The sequence below is a fragment of the Streptomyces sp. NPDC005195 genome (genome assembly GCF_040608315.1).
GTDB lineage: Bacteria > Actinomycetota > Actinomycetes > Streptomycetales > Streptomycetaceae > Streptomyces > Streptomyces kaempferi.
The window spans coordinates 388,336-403,632 of the sequence record NZ_JBEXHZ010000001.1; the positions used below are offsets into that span (position 1 = coordinate 388,336).

General features: G+C 69.7%; 12 protein-coding genes and 1 riboswitch. Of the genes, 7 read left to right on the top strand and 5 right to left on the bottom strand.

The features are described from left to right. Window positions 1-67: 67 nt before the first annotated feature. The 4 genes from ABZV34_RS01720 to ABZV34_RS01735 all read right to left on the bottom strand — a co-directional run bounded on the left by ABZV34_RS01720 (window position 68) and on the right by ABZV34_RS01735 (window position 4,844). Window positions 68-1,615 carry a glycoside hydrolase family 3 N-terminal domain-containing protein gene (locus ABZV34_RS01720; RefSeq protein ID WP_356270407.1) on the bottom strand — a complete coding sequence of 516 codons (1,548 nt, stop codon included), beginning with the start codon at window positions 1,613-1,615 and terminating at the stop codon, window positions 68-70. An 8-nt stretch (window positions 1,616-1,623) separates the two neighbouring features. Then, window positions 1,624-2,481 (bottom strand): carbohydrate ABC transporter permease, encoded by an 858-nt coding sequence (locus tag ABZV34_RS01725; protein ID WP_356270409.1) that lies wholly within the window; start codon window positions 2,479-2,481, stop codon window positions 1,624-1,626. Next, window positions 2,478-3,464 carry a sugar ABC transporter permease gene (locus tag ABZV34_RS01730; protein ID WP_356270411.1) on the bottom strand — a complete coding sequence of 329 codons (987 nt, stop codon included), beginning with the start codon at window positions 3,462-3,464 and terminating at the stop codon, window positions 2,478-2,480. The genes ABZV34_RS01725 and ABZV34_RS01730 overlap by 4 nt, the downstream gene beginning before the upstream one ends. A 93-nt stretch (window positions 3,465-3,557) precedes the next feature. After that, a complete protein-coding gene (locus ABZV34_RS01735) occupies window positions 3,558-4,844 on the bottom strand; it encodes an extracellular solute-binding protein (protein WP_356270413.1) in 1,287 nt (428 codons plus the stop codon). 403 nt (window positions 4,845-5,247) lie between these two features. Here ABZV34_RS01735 and ABZV34_RS01740 point away from each other — a divergent pair, with 403 nt between their 5' ends. The 7 genes from ABZV34_RS01740 to ABZV34_RS01770 all read left to right on the top strand — a co-directional run bounded on the left by ABZV34_RS01740 (window position 5,248) and on the right by ABZV34_RS01770 (window position 15,141). Continuing rightward, window positions 5,248-6,012: a GntR family transcriptional regulator gene (locus ABZV34_RS01740; RefSeq protein ID WP_148010391.1), complete on the top strand. Its 765-nt coding sequence runs from the start codon at window positions 5,248-5,250 to the stop codon at window positions 6,010-6,012. A 307-nt stretch (window positions 6,013-6,319) separates the two neighbouring features. Then, window positions 6,320-6,601, top strand: a complete 282-nt coding sequence (locus tag ABZV34_RS01745; RefSeq protein WP_356270414.1) for a DUF3311 domain-containing protein — start codon at window positions 6,320-6,322, stop codon at window positions 6,599-6,601. Then, on the top strand, window positions 6,598-8,208 hold the full coding sequence (gene mctP / locus ABZV34_RS01750; protein ID WP_356270416.1) for a monocarboxylate uptake permease MctP: 1,611 nt from the start codon (window positions 6,598-6,600) through the stop codon (window positions 8,206-8,208). Before ABZV34_RS01745 ends, mctP begins: the two co-directional genes overlap by 4 nt. A 177-nt stretch (window positions 8,209-8,385) precedes the next feature. Next, window positions 8,386-8,541, top strand: a riboswitch (cobalamin riboswitch). 177 nt (window positions 8,542-8,718) lie between these two features. After that, a complete protein-coding gene (locus ABZV34_RS01755; protein WP_356270721.1) occupies window positions 8,719-11,085 on the top strand; it encodes a ribonucleoside-diphosphate reductase subunit alpha in 2,367 nt (788 codons plus the stop codon). After that, window positions 11,085-12,104 carry a ribonucleotide-diphosphate reductase subunit beta gene (locus ABZV34_RS01760; RefSeq protein WP_356270417.1) on the top strand — a complete coding sequence of 340 codons (1,020 nt, stop codon included), beginning with the start codon at window positions 11,085-11,087 and terminating at the stop codon, window positions 12,102-12,104. Before ABZV34_RS01755 ends, ABZV34_RS01760 begins: the two co-directional genes overlap by 1 nt. A gap of 380 nt (window positions 12,105-12,484) precedes the next feature. Further along, on the top strand, window positions 12,485-14,569 hold the full coding sequence (locus ABZV34_RS01765) for a putative Ig domain-containing protein (RefSeq protein WP_356270419.1): 2,085 nt from the start codon (window positions 12,485-12,487) through the stop codon (window positions 14,567-14,569). 101 nt (window positions 14,570-14,670) lie between these two features. Further along, entirely contained in the window at window positions 14,671-15,141 is a 471-nt protein-coding gene (locus ABZV34_RS01770) for a hypothetical protein (RefSeq protein WP_356270421.1), read from the top strand. Here the strand turns inward: ABZV34_RS01770 and ABZV34_RS01775 are convergent. Beyond that, on the bottom strand, window positions 15,116-15,256 hold the full coding sequence (locus ABZV34_RS01775) for a hypothetical protein (RefSeq protein WP_356270423.1): 141 nt from the start codon (window positions 15,254-15,256) through the stop codon (window positions 15,116-15,118). The genes ABZV34_RS01770 and ABZV34_RS01775 overlap by 26 nt on opposite strands. Window positions 15,257-15,297 lie beyond the last annotated feature (41 nt).

Genomic DNA, 15,297 nt, shown 5'->3' on the forward strand with positions numbered 1-15,297 from the left:
CGAAGGCGCCGGGCCCTCCTGTTCGACAGGGGGCCCGGCGCCTTCGTGTGCGCGGATCGGGGGGCCGCTACTCCCCCGCGATGACCTCCGCCGCCGCCCGGCCGCAGACCCGGGCCGCGCCGTGGGTCGCGATGTGCGGGGCGCCCCGGGGCGGCGCCTGCGGGACGCCCATCTCCACGACGATCGTGTCGGGGCGGGCGGCCAGCAGGATGTCGAGGGCCGTCGCCATCCAGGCATGCCGGTGTTCGTCGCGGACGACGGCGACGATCCGCCGGGAGCCCGCGGCGGCCAGGACCTCGGCGGCCGCGTCGTCGCCCGCGAAACCGCCGGTCTCCGTGCCGGGCACCAGCCGGGCCAGTTCGGCGGCGACACCCCAGGGGGTCTCGTCACCGACGGCGATGTTCGCGACCGGCGTGAGCGCGGCCACGTAGGGAGCGCCGGTGAGCGGCGTGTACGGCGCGGAAGAGGTGACCCGCAGCGCGCGACGGGCGGCGACCAGTCCGATCTCGGCGGCGCCGCCCCCGGCACTCCCGCCGCTCGCACCGCTGCCGGCACCCGCGTCCTTCGCGTCCCGCGCCGACGCGGCGGTCGTCCACCGGGCCAGCGCCCTGACCCGCGCCGCCGCGTCCGCGAGCCGCTCCTCGGCCAGTTCGCCGGTGCGGACCGCCGAGACCAGGGCGTCGCGCAGCCGTCGTACCGTCTCGTCGTCCGCGAGGCCGCCGCCCACACAGATCGCGTCGGCGCCGGCCCCGATGGCGAGGACGCTGCCCCGCTCGATGCCGTACGTCGCGGCGATGGCCTGCATCTCCATGCCGTCGGTGACGATGAGCCCCTCGTAGCCGAGTTCCTCGCGGAGCAGACCGGTCAGGATGCGGCGGGAGAGCGTGGCCGGGCGGTCCGGGTCCAGGGCCGGGACCAGGATGTGCGCGCTCATCACCGCACGTGTGCCCGCGGCGATCGCGGCCCGGAACGGGGCGAGTTCGCGCGCCTGGAGGACCGGCAGGTCCGCGTCGATGCGTGGCAGGGCGTGGTGCGAGTCGACAGCCGTGTCGCCGTGCCCGGGGAAGTGCTTGGTGCAGGCCGCGACACCGGCGGACTGCAGGCCGGTGACGTAGGCGGCGGTGTGCCGGGCGACCAGACCGGTGTCGGCGCCGAAGGACCGCACGCCGATGACCGGGTTGCCGGGGTTGGAGTTCACGTCCGCGGACGGGGCCCAGTTGAGGTTCACCCCGCAGGCCGCCAGGCGCCGGCCGAGCGCGGAGGCCACCTCCCTGGTCAGCTCCACGTCGTCCACCGCGCCCAGCGCGTGGTTGCCCGGATAGGAGGAGCCGGACCGTACCTCCAGACGGGTGACGTCACCGCCCTCCTCGTCGATGGCCACGAGGACGTCGTCGCGCTCCGCGCGCAACTGGGCCGTCAGGGCGGAAAGCTGTTCGGGCGACGCGATGTTCCGGCCGAAGAGGCCGACCGAGGCCAGGCCCTCACCGAGCCGGCGCAGCAGCCAGTCGGGGGCCGTGGTCCCCGTGAAGCCGGGCTGCAGGACGGTCAGCGCGTCGCGTGTGAGGTCATCCTTGTCCGCGTTGGACGCGGCTGTTCCGCTGGCGAGTGTCGTCATCGGGGGCGTTATCCCTTCACGGCGCCCGCGGTCAGCCCCGCGGCCATCTTGCGCTGGACGATGAGGAAGAGCACGACGATCGGCACGGCCATCATGGTGGCACCGGCCATCATCGGGGCGTACTCGGTGCCGTGCTTGGTGGTGAAGTTGCCGAGCCAGACGGTGGCGGTCTGGTTCTTCTGGCTCATCAGCATCAGGGCGTAGAGGTACTCGTTCCACGCCTGGATGAAGGCGTACACCGAGGTCGCGACCATGCCGGGGGCGAGGAGCGGGAAGACCACCCGCACGAAGGCGCCGGTGCGGGAGCAGCCGTCGACCATGGCCGCCTCCTCCAGCTCCTTCGGGATGTTGACGATGAAGCCGCGCAGCGTCCACACAGTGAAGGGCAGGATGAAGGTCAGGTAGGTGATGATCAGGCCGGAGAGCTTGTCGTACTGATCGAGGTCGTTGAGCAGCAGGAAGACCGGGATGATCATGGCGACCAGTGGGATCATCTGAACGGCCAGGATGCCGACGATCACGATCTTGCGGCCGCGGAAGGCGAAGCGGGAGATGGCGAGCGCCGCGAGCATGCCCACCGCGATGCCGATCACGACGACGGACAGGGACACGATCAGGCTGCGGCCGACCGGGCCCCAGAAGTCCGCGATGTCCAGCGCGCGGCGGAAGTTGTCGAGCGTCACCCCGGTGGGAAGCAGGCTCGGATCCGGGTCGATGGCGTCCTTCGCGGGCTTGAACGCCGTGTTCAGCATCCAGTAGACCGGGAAGCCCGCGGTGACGAAGACGAGCAGACCGAGGACGTTCCAGCCGAGCTTGGACTTCCGGGGTCCGGAGGGCGTACGCCTCGGTGTGGCGACGGCGCTCATTCGACCTCTCCGATCTTGAGCATCTGGCGCATGTAGACGGCGACCACGCCGAGCAAGAGCAGCACGGTCAACAGGGCGATCGCCGATCCCTGGGCATAGTCGTTGACCACGAACGCGCGGTCGTAGGAGTAGGTGGTGAGCAGCTGGAACTCGGCCTCGGGGTGGCCGCCACGCATCACGAAGACCTGCGGGAAGACTCCCATGTCCCAGATGACGGAGAGCGTCGTCAGCATCACGACGATCGGCTTGAGGATGGGGAGCGTGACGTAGCGGAAGACCCCCCAGGAGCCGGCGCCGTCCAGGCGGGCCGCCTCCTCGAGTTCCTGGGGTACCTGGGTCAGCCCCGCGCTGAGCGTGATGACGACGAAGGGCACCGCGCCCCACACCACCAGCAGCATGATCACGGCGAGGCCCTGCGGTCCGCTGGCGAACCAGTTGTGGCCGACCATGTCGACGCCGGGGAGCCTGCTCAGCACCGCGTTGAAGATGCCGTAGTCCGAGTCGAAGAGCCACTTGAACACGGTGGTGGCCACGATGATCGGCATGCCCCAGCTGGCCACGAGCGCGATGTTGACGAGCGTCCTGACCCAGCCGGAGACGCGCTGGAGGAGCAGCGCGATCAGCATGCCGGCGACCATCGTGAAGACGACGGACCCGGCGGCGAAGACGATCGTGCGCAGGACGACGGACCAGAACTCGCCGTCACCGAGCACCTTGGTGAAGTTGTCGAGGCCGACCGACTCGGCCGGCTGGAAGCCCCAGAGCTGGGACTGGCCGAACTTCTGGAAGGACAGGGTGACGAGCCGGACCAGGGGGTAGCCCATGACCAGCGCGAGGATGAGCAGACAGGGGGCGAGCAGTGCCCAGGGGACGGCGGTTCCGCCAGGGGCCCGCCTTCTGCGCGGCGCCCTGGGGGCCGTCGGTGGCGATGCCTGCCGTGCCGGTGGCGCCTTGGTCGGGGTGGTCGTGTCTGCGGCACTCATCGCGCGCTCCTCAGCGGTCCCTCAGGTCGTACGAGAAGCAGGGCCCCGCCCCCGGAAGCACTCCCCGGGGTCCGACGGGGCCCTGCGCTCAGGTCACTTGGTGTTGATGACCTTGTCGATCGCGGCGTCCGCTTCCTTCGCGGCCGCCTCCACCGACTTCTTGCCGGTGCCGATGCTCTGCAGCATCGTCTGCAGGACCTGGGCCTTCTCGACCTGGCCCCAGCCCGGCGCCATCGGCACGAACCAGCTGCTCTCGGCCGCGGTGGCCGGGACGACCGTCGCCGGGTCGTTCTTGAGGGTCGCGAGGTCGGTCTTGTTGTTGGGCAGGTTGCCCTTGGCCATCAGGCCCTTCTGGCCCGTGGCGCCCGTGAGGGCGTTGATCCACTCGCCGGCGAGTGCCTGCGCCTTCGACTTCACCGGGATGGCGAGGTCGGAGCCGCCGAGGAAGACGGGCAGGTTCTTGCCGGACGGGCCGGGCATCACGAAGTTCTCGAGGTTGCCCTTGAGCTTGCCGGTCTTGTCGCTCTTCGGGTCCTCGGAGGTCGCGCCTTCCCAGGCGGCACCGAAGATCATGGCGGACTTGCCCTGGCCGTAGACGATGTAACGGTCGGACTCGTCCTTGGTCTTGTCGCCGTGCATGTACTTGTCGACGACGTTCTTGAACTCGGTGAGGCCCTTGACCGACTCGGGCGAGGAGAGGCTGGCCTTCCACTGGCCGCCCTCGTCCTTGGCGATGGCGCCGCCGGCGTCGTAGACGAAGGACATCGCGGCGTACCAGTCGCGGGTGGGCTGGTACCAGGCGTTGAACTTGTTCCCCTCCTTCTTCTGGATCTTGTCCAGGTCGGAGGTGAGCTCCTGGTACGTCTTCGGGGTCGTCTTGATGCCGACCGAAGCCGCCACGTCCTTGCGCCAGTTGCCGACACGGCCACCGGCGTAGTACGGCACGCCGTAGGTCTTGTCCTGGTAGGTGACAGACGCCTTCAGGCCGTCCAGCCACCCGGCCGAGTTGTCGAACTTCGTGGCGTCGACGGGGGCGAAGGCTCCCTTGACCATGTAGCCGAGCATCTCGGTGTTGCCCATCTCGACCACGTCGGGGGCCTTGTCGGTGGCAAGGACGGCGTCGAGCTTGGCGTTCTTGTCCGGCCAGCCGTAGTACTCGTGGTTGATCTTGACGCCCGGGTGCTTCGCCGTCACCGCCGCGTCCGCGGCCTTGACCAGTTCGGGCCAGTTGTTCTGCGCGTCCACCGTGAGCCAGACGGTCAGCTCCTTGGCGTCCGCGCCCTTGCCCGACCCCCCGGACTTGTCGTCACCGCCACCGCACGCCGCGATGGAGACCATCATGCCCGCGATACCGATCGCAGCTGCCAGCTTCCGCTTCACGCCACCCTCCTCAGGGATGCCACAAACCCCCCTGCCCACCGCGGTGACACACGCCGAATCGCTGCCGATTACTGCCCGTGGGGCTGGGACCTGGACCAATGGTGTAGACCAGTACGGGGAGCTTGGCCTAGACCTAGAGGGGTGTCAAGGGTGTGTAAGCCCGGCCGACCGTCCGTTATGGGACCTACATATGCAAGGACCTTTAAGTAGGTAAGTGGCATAAACGGCAGGGCTGTTCAGGAACCCCGCGCGCACGATGGACTAGACCAACAGGTACCCCGACGGTATATAGAGGGGATCACGGAGCGTGCGGGAGACACTCGCACGCGAAGCCGTGCCACGATGTGACCCGTGACCGGCGGGATGCCGGTCGCTTCGGCACCCGGAGCCGGGAAGGCAGAGCATGAGCACCGACGTCAGCAGTGCGGAGAACGAGGGTGGGGCCCCCATCCGTACCGCGCGCGTGCCCAAGTACTACCGCCTCAAGAAGCACCTGCTCGACATGACGGACACCCTGCCGCCCGGCACACCGGTGCCGCCCGAGCGCACCCTCGCCGCCGAGTTCGACACCTCGCGCACGACCGTGCGCCAGGCCCTCCAGGAACTCGTCGTCGAGGGCCGGCTCGAACGCATCCAGGGCAAGGGCACCTTCGTCGCCAAGCCCAAGGTCTCGCAGGCGCTCCAGCTCACCTCGTACACCGAGGACATGCGCGCCCAGGGCCTGGAACCCACCTCGCAACTCCTGGACATCGGCTACATCACCGCCGACGAGACCCTCGCGGAACTGCTCGACATCTCGGCCGGCGGCCGGGTGCTGCGCATCGAGCGGCTGCGTCTGGCCAGCGGCGAGCCGATGGCGATCGAGACGACCCACCTGTCCGCGAAGCGCTTCCCCGCGCTGCGCCGGTCGCTCGTCAAGTACACCTCGCTCTACACCGCGCTCGCCGAGGTGTACGACGTCCACCTCGCGGAGGCCGAGGAGACCATCGAGACCTCGCTGGCCACCCCGCGCGAGGCCGGACTGCTCGGCACCGACGTCGGCCTGCCCATGCTGATGCTGTCCCGGCACTCGATCGACCGGCAGGGCGAACCGGTGGAGTGGGTGCGCTCGGTGTACCGGGGCGACCGCTACAAGTTCGTGGCCAGGCTCAAGCGTCCGCAGGACTGACACACCGGTATCCCGAGGTCCGGGGTGACCGGCGGTCCCCCGCGGCCCCCGCGGTACCACTTCGCCTTCACGTTCGAGGCACGGTCCGGGCCGAGGCACGGCGGGAGCGGTACGCGACGCGGCCGGCCCCGCTCCGGGCCGTCGGGGCAACGCTCTGCCCGGTAAGGGAGTTCACCGGCCGGCCCGCCCGCGCTCCCGCACACCAACCCTCCACATCCACCGCCGGGGATGGGGTTCCATAAAGCGGAACCGTCGCCTAGATTTCCTGCGCATTGCACAGGTGACCAGCGAGGGGACGGAGCCGCCCATGTCAGACGTGCCGGAAACGAAACCACCGGTGGTGACACCGGACCGGGCGGTGACACCGCTCCGCGTGGTGATCGCCCTCTGCCTGATCGCCCCGTTCGTGGCCATGCTGTGGGTCGGCTCGTACGCGAAGGTCGACCCCGCCTTCATCGGCATCCCCTTCTTCTACTGGTACCAGATGCTGTGGGTGCTCCTCTCGACCGCGCTCACCGTGACCGCGTACCAGCTGTGGCAGCGTGACCAGCGCGCCCGTGCGATCACGAAGGGCGGGGTGGACGCATGAACGACGGCGTGAACGGCGTGGCACTCACCGTCTTCATCATCTTCTTCGTGGCCGTCACGGCCATGGGTTTCCTGGCCGCGCGCTGGCGCAAGGCCGACAACGAGCACAGCCTCGACGAATGGGGCCTGGGCGGACGGTCGTTCGGCACCTGGGTCACCTGGTTCCTGCTCGGCGGCGACCTCTACACGGCGTACACCTTCGTCGCCGTACCGGCCGCGATCTACGCGGCGGGCGCGGCCGGCTTCTTCGCCGTGCCGTACACGATCCTGGTCTACCCGCTGGTCTTCACGTTCCTGCCCCGCCTGTGGTCCGTCTCCCACAAGCACGGCTATGTGACGACGTCGGACTTCGTACGCGGCCGCTTCGGCTCCAAGGGTCTGTCCCTCGCCGTGGCCGTCACCGGCATCCTCGCGACCATGCCGTACATCGCGCTCCAACTGGTCGGCATCCAGGCCGTGCTGGACGTCATGGGCGTCGGCGGCGGCGAGAACACGAACTGGTTCGTCAAGGACCTCCCGCTCCTCATCGCCTTCGGCGTACTGGCCGCGTACACCTACTCCTCGGGCCTGCGCGCCCCCGCCCTGATCGCGTTCGTGAAGGACACCCTGATCTACATCGTGATCGCGGTGGCCATCATCTACATCCCGATCAAGCTGGGCGGGTTCGACGAGATCTTCCACTCGGCGAGCGAGAAGTACGCCGCGGCCGGAGCGGGCGGGATCGTACCGCCCCAGGCCGGGCAGTGGACCTACGCCACCCTGGCGCTCGGCTCCGCGCTCGCCCTGTTCATGTACCCGCACTCGATCACCGCGACGCTGTCCAGCCGCAGCCGTGAGGTGATCCGGCGCAACACCACGATCCTGCCGCTCTACTCCCTGATGCTGGGCCTGCTCGCCCTGCTCGGCTTCATGGCGATCGCGGCCGGGGTGAAGGTCACCAACGGCCAGCTCGCCATCCCGCAGCTCTTCGAGGACATGTTCCCGGACTGGTTCGCGGGGGTGGCCTTCGCCGCGATCGGCATCGGAGCCCTCGTCCCCGCGGCCATCATGTCCATCGCGGCCGCGAACCTCTTCACCCGCAACATCTACCGGGACTTCATCAAGCCGGACGCGACCCCGCAGCAGGAGACGAAGGTCTCCAAGCTGGTCTCGCTCCTGGTGAAGGTGGGCGCGCTGGTCTTCGTCCTGACGATGGACAAGACCGTCGCCATCAACTTCCAGCTCCTGGGCGGCATCTGGATCCTGCAGACCTTCCCGGCCCTGGTCGGCGGTCTGTTCACGCGCTGGTTCCACCGCTGGGCGCTGCTCGGCGGCTGGGCGGTCGGCATGCTCTACGGCACGCTCGCCGCCTACGGGGTCGCCTCACCGACGCAGGCGCACTTCGGTGGCAGCTCGAAGGAGATCCCGGGGATCGGGGAGATCGGCTACATCGGTCTGACGGCGTTCGTCCTGAACGTGGTGGTCTCCGTCGTCCTCACCTTCGCCCTGCGGGCGTTCAAGGCGCCCGAGGGCGTGGACGAGACGTCACCGGAGGACTACACGGTGGACGCCGGCGACACGGGGGTCCAGGTCGAGCTGCCCCCGGCCACGGCGGAGGCGGGCCACTAGGCCGTAAGCGGGGAAGGCGACAGCGCGCTGCGGGCCGTCGGAGGGACATCCGGCGGCCCGTCGCCGTCCCCCGGAGGCACGCCTCCGGCACCCCTGCGGCCTCTCCCTCCTCACCTGCGAGTTGACTCTCAGCCACACTCCGTAGCGCCCTCCGAAGCCGACACGGCACAACATGTGGGGGTGCTTCCTCAGCCCGGCACTAGATGTATGCTCATGCTCGCTGTCGTCGCAGGGGAATCCGGTGCGAATCCGGAACTGTCCCGCAACGGTGTACTTGTGCGCATTCGCGCACGGGCTTCAGTCCGAGGACCTGCCGACAGCGTGCCCCGGCCAGCCGGCCGGGCGCCGACGACGTCCGAGCCTCGTGGAATGGGCCGGTGGACGCACGCGTACCCGTAACGGAGTCGCGTGTCCCGCTGCCCTCCGCCAGGCCCCGTGCCGAGCGAGGGAGAGCCCCAAGTGACCATCGCGCCAGCCGACCCGGTTGCAGTTTCCGCCCAGAAGGCCCCGGTGGAAACGGAGTCCGCGCAGCGGTCCCCGGTGGAGACGGACGGTCCCGGTACCACGCTGCTGCGTACCCTGACCGACTTCACCGCCGACCTCCCCGGCGCCGACCCCGGCCGGGTCGCCGCCGCCGCGCTGCGTGGCCGGTCCACGCGCGCGGACGACGCGGAGCTGCGCGAGCTGGCCACCGAGGCGGCCGCCGGCCTCATCTCCGAGGACCCCGCGTACTCGCGGCTGGCCGCCAGGCTGCTGACGGTCGGCATCACGGAGGAGGCCGCCTCGCAGGGCGTCACGACGTTCTCCGAGTCCATCACCACGGGCCGGCGCGAAGGTCTGATCGCCGACCGCACGGCCGACTTCGTCGACCTGTACGCGGCCCGCCTGGACGCGCTGATCGACACCGCGGGCGACGACCGCTTCGGCTACTTCGGCCTGCGCACCCTGCACAGCCGCTACCTGCTCCGGCACCCGATCACCCGCAAGGTCATCGAGACCCCCCAGCACTTCATGCTCCGGGTGGCGTCCGGCCTCGCGGAGGACGACACGGCCCGGTCCGTCGACGAAGTGGCCGCGCTCTACGGCCTGATGAGCCGCCTGGACTACCTCCCCTCCTCCCCCACGCTCTTCAACTCCGGTACGCGGCACCCGCAGATGTCGTCCTGCTACCTCCTCGACTCCCCGCTGGACGAGCTGGACTCCATCTACGACCGCTACCACCAGGTCGCGCGCCTGTCGAAGCACGCGGGCGGCATCGGGCTGTCCTACTCCCGCATCCGCTCCCGCGGTTCACTGATCCGCGGCACGAACGGGCACTCCAACGGCATCGTCCCGTTCCTGAAGACCCTCGACGCCTCGGTCGCCGCGGTGAACCAGGGCGGCCGGCGCAAGGGCGCCGCCGCGGTCTACCTGGAGACCTGGCACTCCGACATCGAGGAGTTCCTGGAGCTGCGTGACAACACCGGTGAGGACGCCCGCCGTACGCACAACCTGAACCTCGCGCACTGGATCCCGGACGAGTTCATGCGCCGGGTCGACGCCGACGCGCAGTGGTCCCTGTTCTCCCCCTCGGACGTGCCCGAGCTGGTCGACCTGTGGGGCGCGGAGTTCGACGCGGCGTACCGTGCGGCGGAGGCGAAGGGCCTGGCGAAGAAGACCATCCCGGCCCGCGATCTCTACGGCCGCATGATGCGCACCCTGGCGCAGACCGGCAATGGCTGGATGACGTTCAAGGACGCCGCCAACCGCACGGCCAACCAGACGGCGGAGCCGGGCCACACCGTGCACTCCTCGAACCTGTGCACCGAGATCCTGGAGGTCACGGACGACGGGGAGACGGCCGTCTGCAACCTCGGCTCGGTCAACCTCGGCGCGTTCGTCGACACGACGACCGGCGGCCTCGACTGGGAGCGTCTGGACGAGACGGTCCGCACCGCCGTCACCTTCCTCGACCGCGTCGTCGACATCAACTTCTACCCGACCGAGCAGGCGGGCCGGTCGAACGCCAAGTGGCGCCCCGTCGGCCTCGGCGCGATGGGCCTCCAGGACGTCTTCTTCAAGCTGCGTCTGCCCTTCGACTCGCCCGCCGCCCGCGCGCTCTCCACCCGCATCGCCGAGCGCATCATGCTCGCCGCCTACGAGGCCTCGGCCGACCTCGCCGAGCGCAACGGCCCGCTGCCGGCCTGGGAGAAGACCCGTACCGCCCGCGGTGTGCTGCACCCCGACCACTTCGCCGTCGAGCTGAACTGGCCGGAGCGCTGGGCGGCGCTGCGGGAGCGCATCGCCGCGGTCGGCATGCGCAACTCGCTCCTGCTCGCCATCGCGCCCACCGCGACGATCGCGTCCATCGCGGGCGTGTACGAGTGCATCGAGCCGCAGGTCTCGAACCTCTTCAAGCGCGAGACGCTCTCCGGTGAGTTCCTCCAGGTCAACTCCTACCTGGTGGCCGAGCTGAAGAAGCTCGGGGTGTGGGACGCGCAGACCCGGGAGGCGCTGCGCGAGTCGAACGGCTCGGTGCAGGGCTTCACATGGGTGCCGCAGGACGTCCGCGACCTGTACCGCACGGCGTGGGAGATCCCGCAGCGCGGCCTCATCGACATGGCCGCGGCCCGTACTCCGTTCCTGGACCAGGCCCAGTCGCTGAACCTCTTCCTGGAGACGCCGACCATCGGCAAGCTCTCCTCGATGTACGCGTACGCCTGGAAGTCGGGCCTGAAGACGACGTACTACCTGCGCTCGCGCCCCGCGACCCGCATCGCCCGTGCCGCCCAGGCGCAGGCCCGGCCCGAGAAGACGATCCCCCTCCAGCAGGTCGCCGACCCCGACGCCGTCGCCTGCTCCCTTGAGAACCCCGAGTCCTGCGAGGCCTGCCAGTGATGTCCACCCCGAACAGCGAGAAGAACCTGCTCGACCCGGGTTTCGAACTCACCCTGCGCCCCATGCGCTACCCGGACTTCTACGAGCGCTACCGGGACGCCATCAAGAACACCTGGACCGTCGAGGAGGTCGACCTCCACTCGGACGTCGCCGACCTGGCGAAGCTGTCGCAGGGCGAGCAGCACATGATCGGCCGGCTGGTCGCGTTCTTCGCGACGGGCGACTCGATCGTGTCGAACAACCTCGTCCTGACGCTGTACAAGCACATCAACTCCCCGGAGGCGCGCCTCTATCTCTCGCGCCAGCTGTTCGAGGAGGCCGTGCACGTCCAGTTCTACCTGACCCTGCTGGACACCTATCTGCCCGACCCGGAGGACAGGACGGCGGCCTTCGCGGCCGTCGAGAACATCCCCTCCATCCGGGAGAAGGCCGAGTTCTGCTTCAGGTGGATGGACTCGGTGGAGAAGCTGGACCGCCTGGAGACCCAGGCCGACCGGCGCCGCTTCCTGCTGAACCTCATCTGCTTCGCCGCGTGCATCGAGGGCCTCTTCTTCTACGGAGCCTTCGCCTACGTCTACTGGTTCCGCAGCCGGGGTCTGCTGCACGGACTGGCGACGGGCACCAACTGGGTGTTCCGCGACGAGACGATGCACATGTCCTTCGCCTTCGAGGTGGTCGACACCGTCCGCAAGGAGGAGCCCGAGCTCTTCGACGACCAGCTCCAGCGGCAGGTCACCGACATGCTGCGGGAAGCCGTGGAGGCCGAGCTGCAGTTCGGGCGCGACCTGTGCGGTGAAGGCCTGCCGGGCATGAACACCGAGTCGATGCGCCAGTACCTGGAGTGCGTCGCCGACCAGCGCCTCCAGCGTCTGGGCTTCGCCCCGGTCTACGGCTCCGAGAACCCCTTCTCCTTCATGGAGCTCCAGGGTGTCCAGGAACTGACCAACTTCTTCGAGCGCCGTCCCTCGGCGTACCAGGTCGCCGTGGAGGGCTCGGTCGGCTTCGACGAGGAGTTCTGACCGCTCCGGAACGGGTCTGAGGGTGACGAGGCCGGGTCGCTTACGCGGCCCGGCTTCGTCACGTCCGCCCCCAGCCACGCCAATCCCCGTTCCAATCCCCGCCTATGGAGCGGCAAAGTTCTTCGGACGTGACTGTTCGTGTGCCGTCCGTCCCGGTTACGTTCTGGCCGTCCCGCTCTGCCGCGCATCGTGGCATCCCAGGACGATCAATGTGTCATGCCCACGACAAGGCTCTGCGTTCACCGCGCTACGCGCGTCACGGGCCGGCACCTGAGCACCTCAGTGCAGCGCCGAGAACCCCACTTCCGGCTGTGGAACCGCGTACGGCCCCACCCGGGCCCACGCGGCACCGGCCTCAAACCGATGGAGGCAGCACTCCCATGAGTGAGACACGCTCCAGCAGGCCCGCCCGGCGGTTGCGAAGACTCCTGACCGCCGCCGCCCCCGCCCTCGCCCTCGCCCTCACCGTCGCCGGTCTCATGGCGGCACCGGCCGCCGGCGCCCAGACCGCGCCCGCCACCGGACACACCTCTCGCGTGACCCAGAACGCGAAGGCCCTGACCTCCCCGGCCGCCCAGGCCGTCCACGCGACGGGCAGGGCGGGCCAGAAGGTGCCGACCACCCGCCTGTGCGGCGCCCCGACGCCCGGTCACGCGGCCTGCTTCGCCCAGCGCCGCACCGACATCGAGCAGAAGCTGGCCGCGGCGGTCTCCTCCGACGCCGCCGCGGTGTCCGGCCTCAGCCCGGCCAATCTGCACAGCGCCTACAACCTGCCCTCGACCGGTGGTTCCGGCCTGACGGTCGCCGTGGTCGACGCCTACAACGACCCCAACGCCGAGTCGGACCTCGCCACCTACCGCTCGCAGTTCGGCCTGTCGGCCTGCACCAAGGCCAACGGCTGCTTCAAGCAGGTCAGCCAGACCGGCTCGACCACCTCGCTGCCGACGAACGACAGCGGCTGGGCGGGCGAGGAAGCGCTCGACATCGACATGGTCAGCGCGGTCTGCCCGAACTGCAACATCGTGCTCGTGGAGGCCACTTCACCCACCGACGCCAACCTCGGCACCGCCGAGAACGAGGCCGTCACGCTGGGCGCGAAGTTCGTCTCCAACAGCTGGGGCGGCTCCGAGTCGTCCTCCCAGACCGGCGAGGACACCTCGTACTTCAAGCACCCGGGCGTCGCCATCACCGTCTCCTCCGGTGACGAGGCCTACGGTGCCGAGTACCCGGCCACCTCCCAGTACGTGACCGCCGTCGGCGGCACCGCGCTGTCCACGTCCTCCGGCACCCGCGGCTGGACCGAGTCCGTGTGGAAGACCAGCAGCACCGAGGGGACCGGCTCCGGCTGCTCCGCCTACGACCCCAAGCCGTCCTGGCAGACCGACACCGGCTGCGCCAAGCGCATGGAGGCCGACGTCTCCGCGGTCGCCGACCCCGCCACCGGCGTGGCCGTCTACGACACCTACGGCGGCTCCGGCTGGGCGGTCTACGGCGGCACGAGCGCCTCGGCGCCGATCATCGCGGGCGTGTACGCGCTGGCCGGCACCCCGGGCAGCGGCGACTACCCGGCGAAGTACCCCTACTCCCACACCTCGAACCTGTACGACGTGACCAGCGGCAACAACGGCTCGTGCTCCCCCTCGTACTTCTGCACCGCGGGCACCGGCTACGACGGACCGACCGGCTGGGGCACCCCCAACGGCACGGCCGCCTTCACCTCGGGCACCGGTACGGGCAACACCGTGACCGTCACCAACCCGGGCAACCGGTCCACCGCGACCGGCGGTTCGGTGAGCCTGCAGATCGCGGCCGGCGACAGCGCGGGCGTGGCCCTCACGTACAGCGCGACCGGGCTGCCGACGGGGCTGTCCGTCAACGCCTCCACCGGACTGATCTCCGGCACGGCCGGCACCGCGAGCACCTACGCGGTCACCGTCACGGCGAAGGACAGCACGGGGGCCTCCGGTTCGGCCTCGTTCACCTGGACCGTGAGCACCTCCGGCGGTGGCACCTGCACCCCGGCGCAGTTGCTCGGCAACCCGGGCTTCGAGTCGGGCAGCACCTCGTGGACCGCGTCGAGCGGCGTCATCACGACCGACACCGGTGAGGCGGCACACGGCGGCTCCTACAAGGCCTGGCTCGACGGCTACGGCTCCACCCACACCGACACCCTCTCCCAGTCGGTGACGATCCCCGCCGGCTGCAAGGCCGGCTACACCTTCTACCTGCACACCGACACCGCGGAGACCACCACCACCAGCGCCTACGACAAGCTGACGGTCACCGCCGGATCGACCACCCTGGCCACCTACTCCAACCTCGACAAGGCCACCGGGTACGTCCAGAAGACCTTCGACCTGTCCTCGTTCGCCGGCACCACCGTCACGCTGAAGTTCAGCGGCGTGGAGGACTCCTCGCTCCAGACCAGCTTCGTCGTCGACGACACCGCCGTCACGACCAGCTGAGCGTCGCGGGACCCCGGCCGCCGTCGCGGCCGGGGTTCCGCCCGTCCGGTGGGGATCCTGATACGCGGGTGACACGTCCAAGCGGCAAGGAGGTCACCCCCATGCGCCCTACGAACCACCACCCGGTCCACGCCCTCGCCGCCCTCGCCGCCCTGACGCTGCTGCTCGCGGGCTGCGGCACACAGAGTGGCGGCGACGACCCGGGAGGCGGCGGCACCGTGCCGCCGTCCCCCACGAAGCACCCCCAGACCTGTGGCACACCGCCCGCGGAGCTCGGCACCGCGGACGCCGGCCGTACGTACTGCCTCGCCACGGGCGGGGAGCTCCGCCTCTCCCTGGACGGCACCGCCGACCGGCCCTGGACGCCCGTCAAGGCCGACGGCAACGGTCTGGAGGCCACCAACAGCGGGATCGTCCTGCGGGCGGGCGACGCCTCGGCCGCCTTCCGGGCGGTCTCGGCGGGGACCGTACGCCTCACCTCGTCCCGCCCACTGTGCGCCACCGAGCCGCACCGGGTGTCGTGCAAGGGCCTCCAGGAGTGGACGGTCACCGTGCGAGTGACGAAGCCCTGATCTGACGGTCCACGCGCCGCTCGTGCGCGAGCCCGATGAGCGACGGCAGCGCCACCACGGCAAGGACGGCGAGGACGAGAAGCATTCCGACGAGGTTGTCCATGAATGAGTTCATGGACAGTACTGTCGCGCCGATCGCTCCTTACCGTCAGTGGC

Coding starts and splice junctions, on each gene's coding strand:
- ABZV34_RS01770 (WP_356270421.1), top strand. CDS start 14,671: ATGCGCCCTACGAACCACCACCCGGTCCACGCCCTCGCCGCCCTCGCC.
- ABZV34_RS01760 (WP_356270417.1), top strand. CDS start 11,085: ATGTCCACCCCGAACAGCGAGAAGAACCTGCTCGACCCGGGTTTCGAA.
- ABZV34_RS01720 (WP_356270407.1), bottom strand. CDS start 1,615: ATGACGACACTCGCCAGCGGAACAGCCGCGTCCAACGCGGACAAGGAT.
- ABZV34_RS01730 (WP_356270411.1), bottom strand. CDS start 3,464: ATGAGTGCCGCAGACACGACCACCCCGACCAAGGCGCCACCGGCACGG.
- ABZV34_RS01765 (WP_356270419.1), top strand. CDS start 12,485: ATGAGTGAGACACGCTCCAGCAGGCCCGCCCGGCGGTTGCGAAGACTC.
- ABZV34_RS01775 (WP_356270423.1), bottom strand. CDS start 15,256: ATGAACTCATTCATGGACAACCTCGTCGGAATGCTTCTCGTCCTCGCC.
- ABZV34_RS01725 (WP_356270409.1), bottom strand. CDS start 2,481: ATGAGCGCCGTCGCCACACCGAGGCGTACGCCCTCCGGACCCCGGAAG.
- mctP (WP_356270416.1), top strand. CDS start 6,598: ATGAACGACGGCGTGAACGGCGTGGCACTCACCGTCTTCATCATCTTC.
- ABZV34_RS01745 (WP_356270414.1), top strand. CDS start 6,320: ATGTCAGACGTGCCGGAAACGAAACCACCGGTGGTGACACCGGACCGG.
- ABZV34_RS01740 (WP_148010391.1), top strand. CDS start 5,248: ATGAGCACCGACGTCAGCAGTGCGGAGAACGAGGGTGGGGCCCCCATC.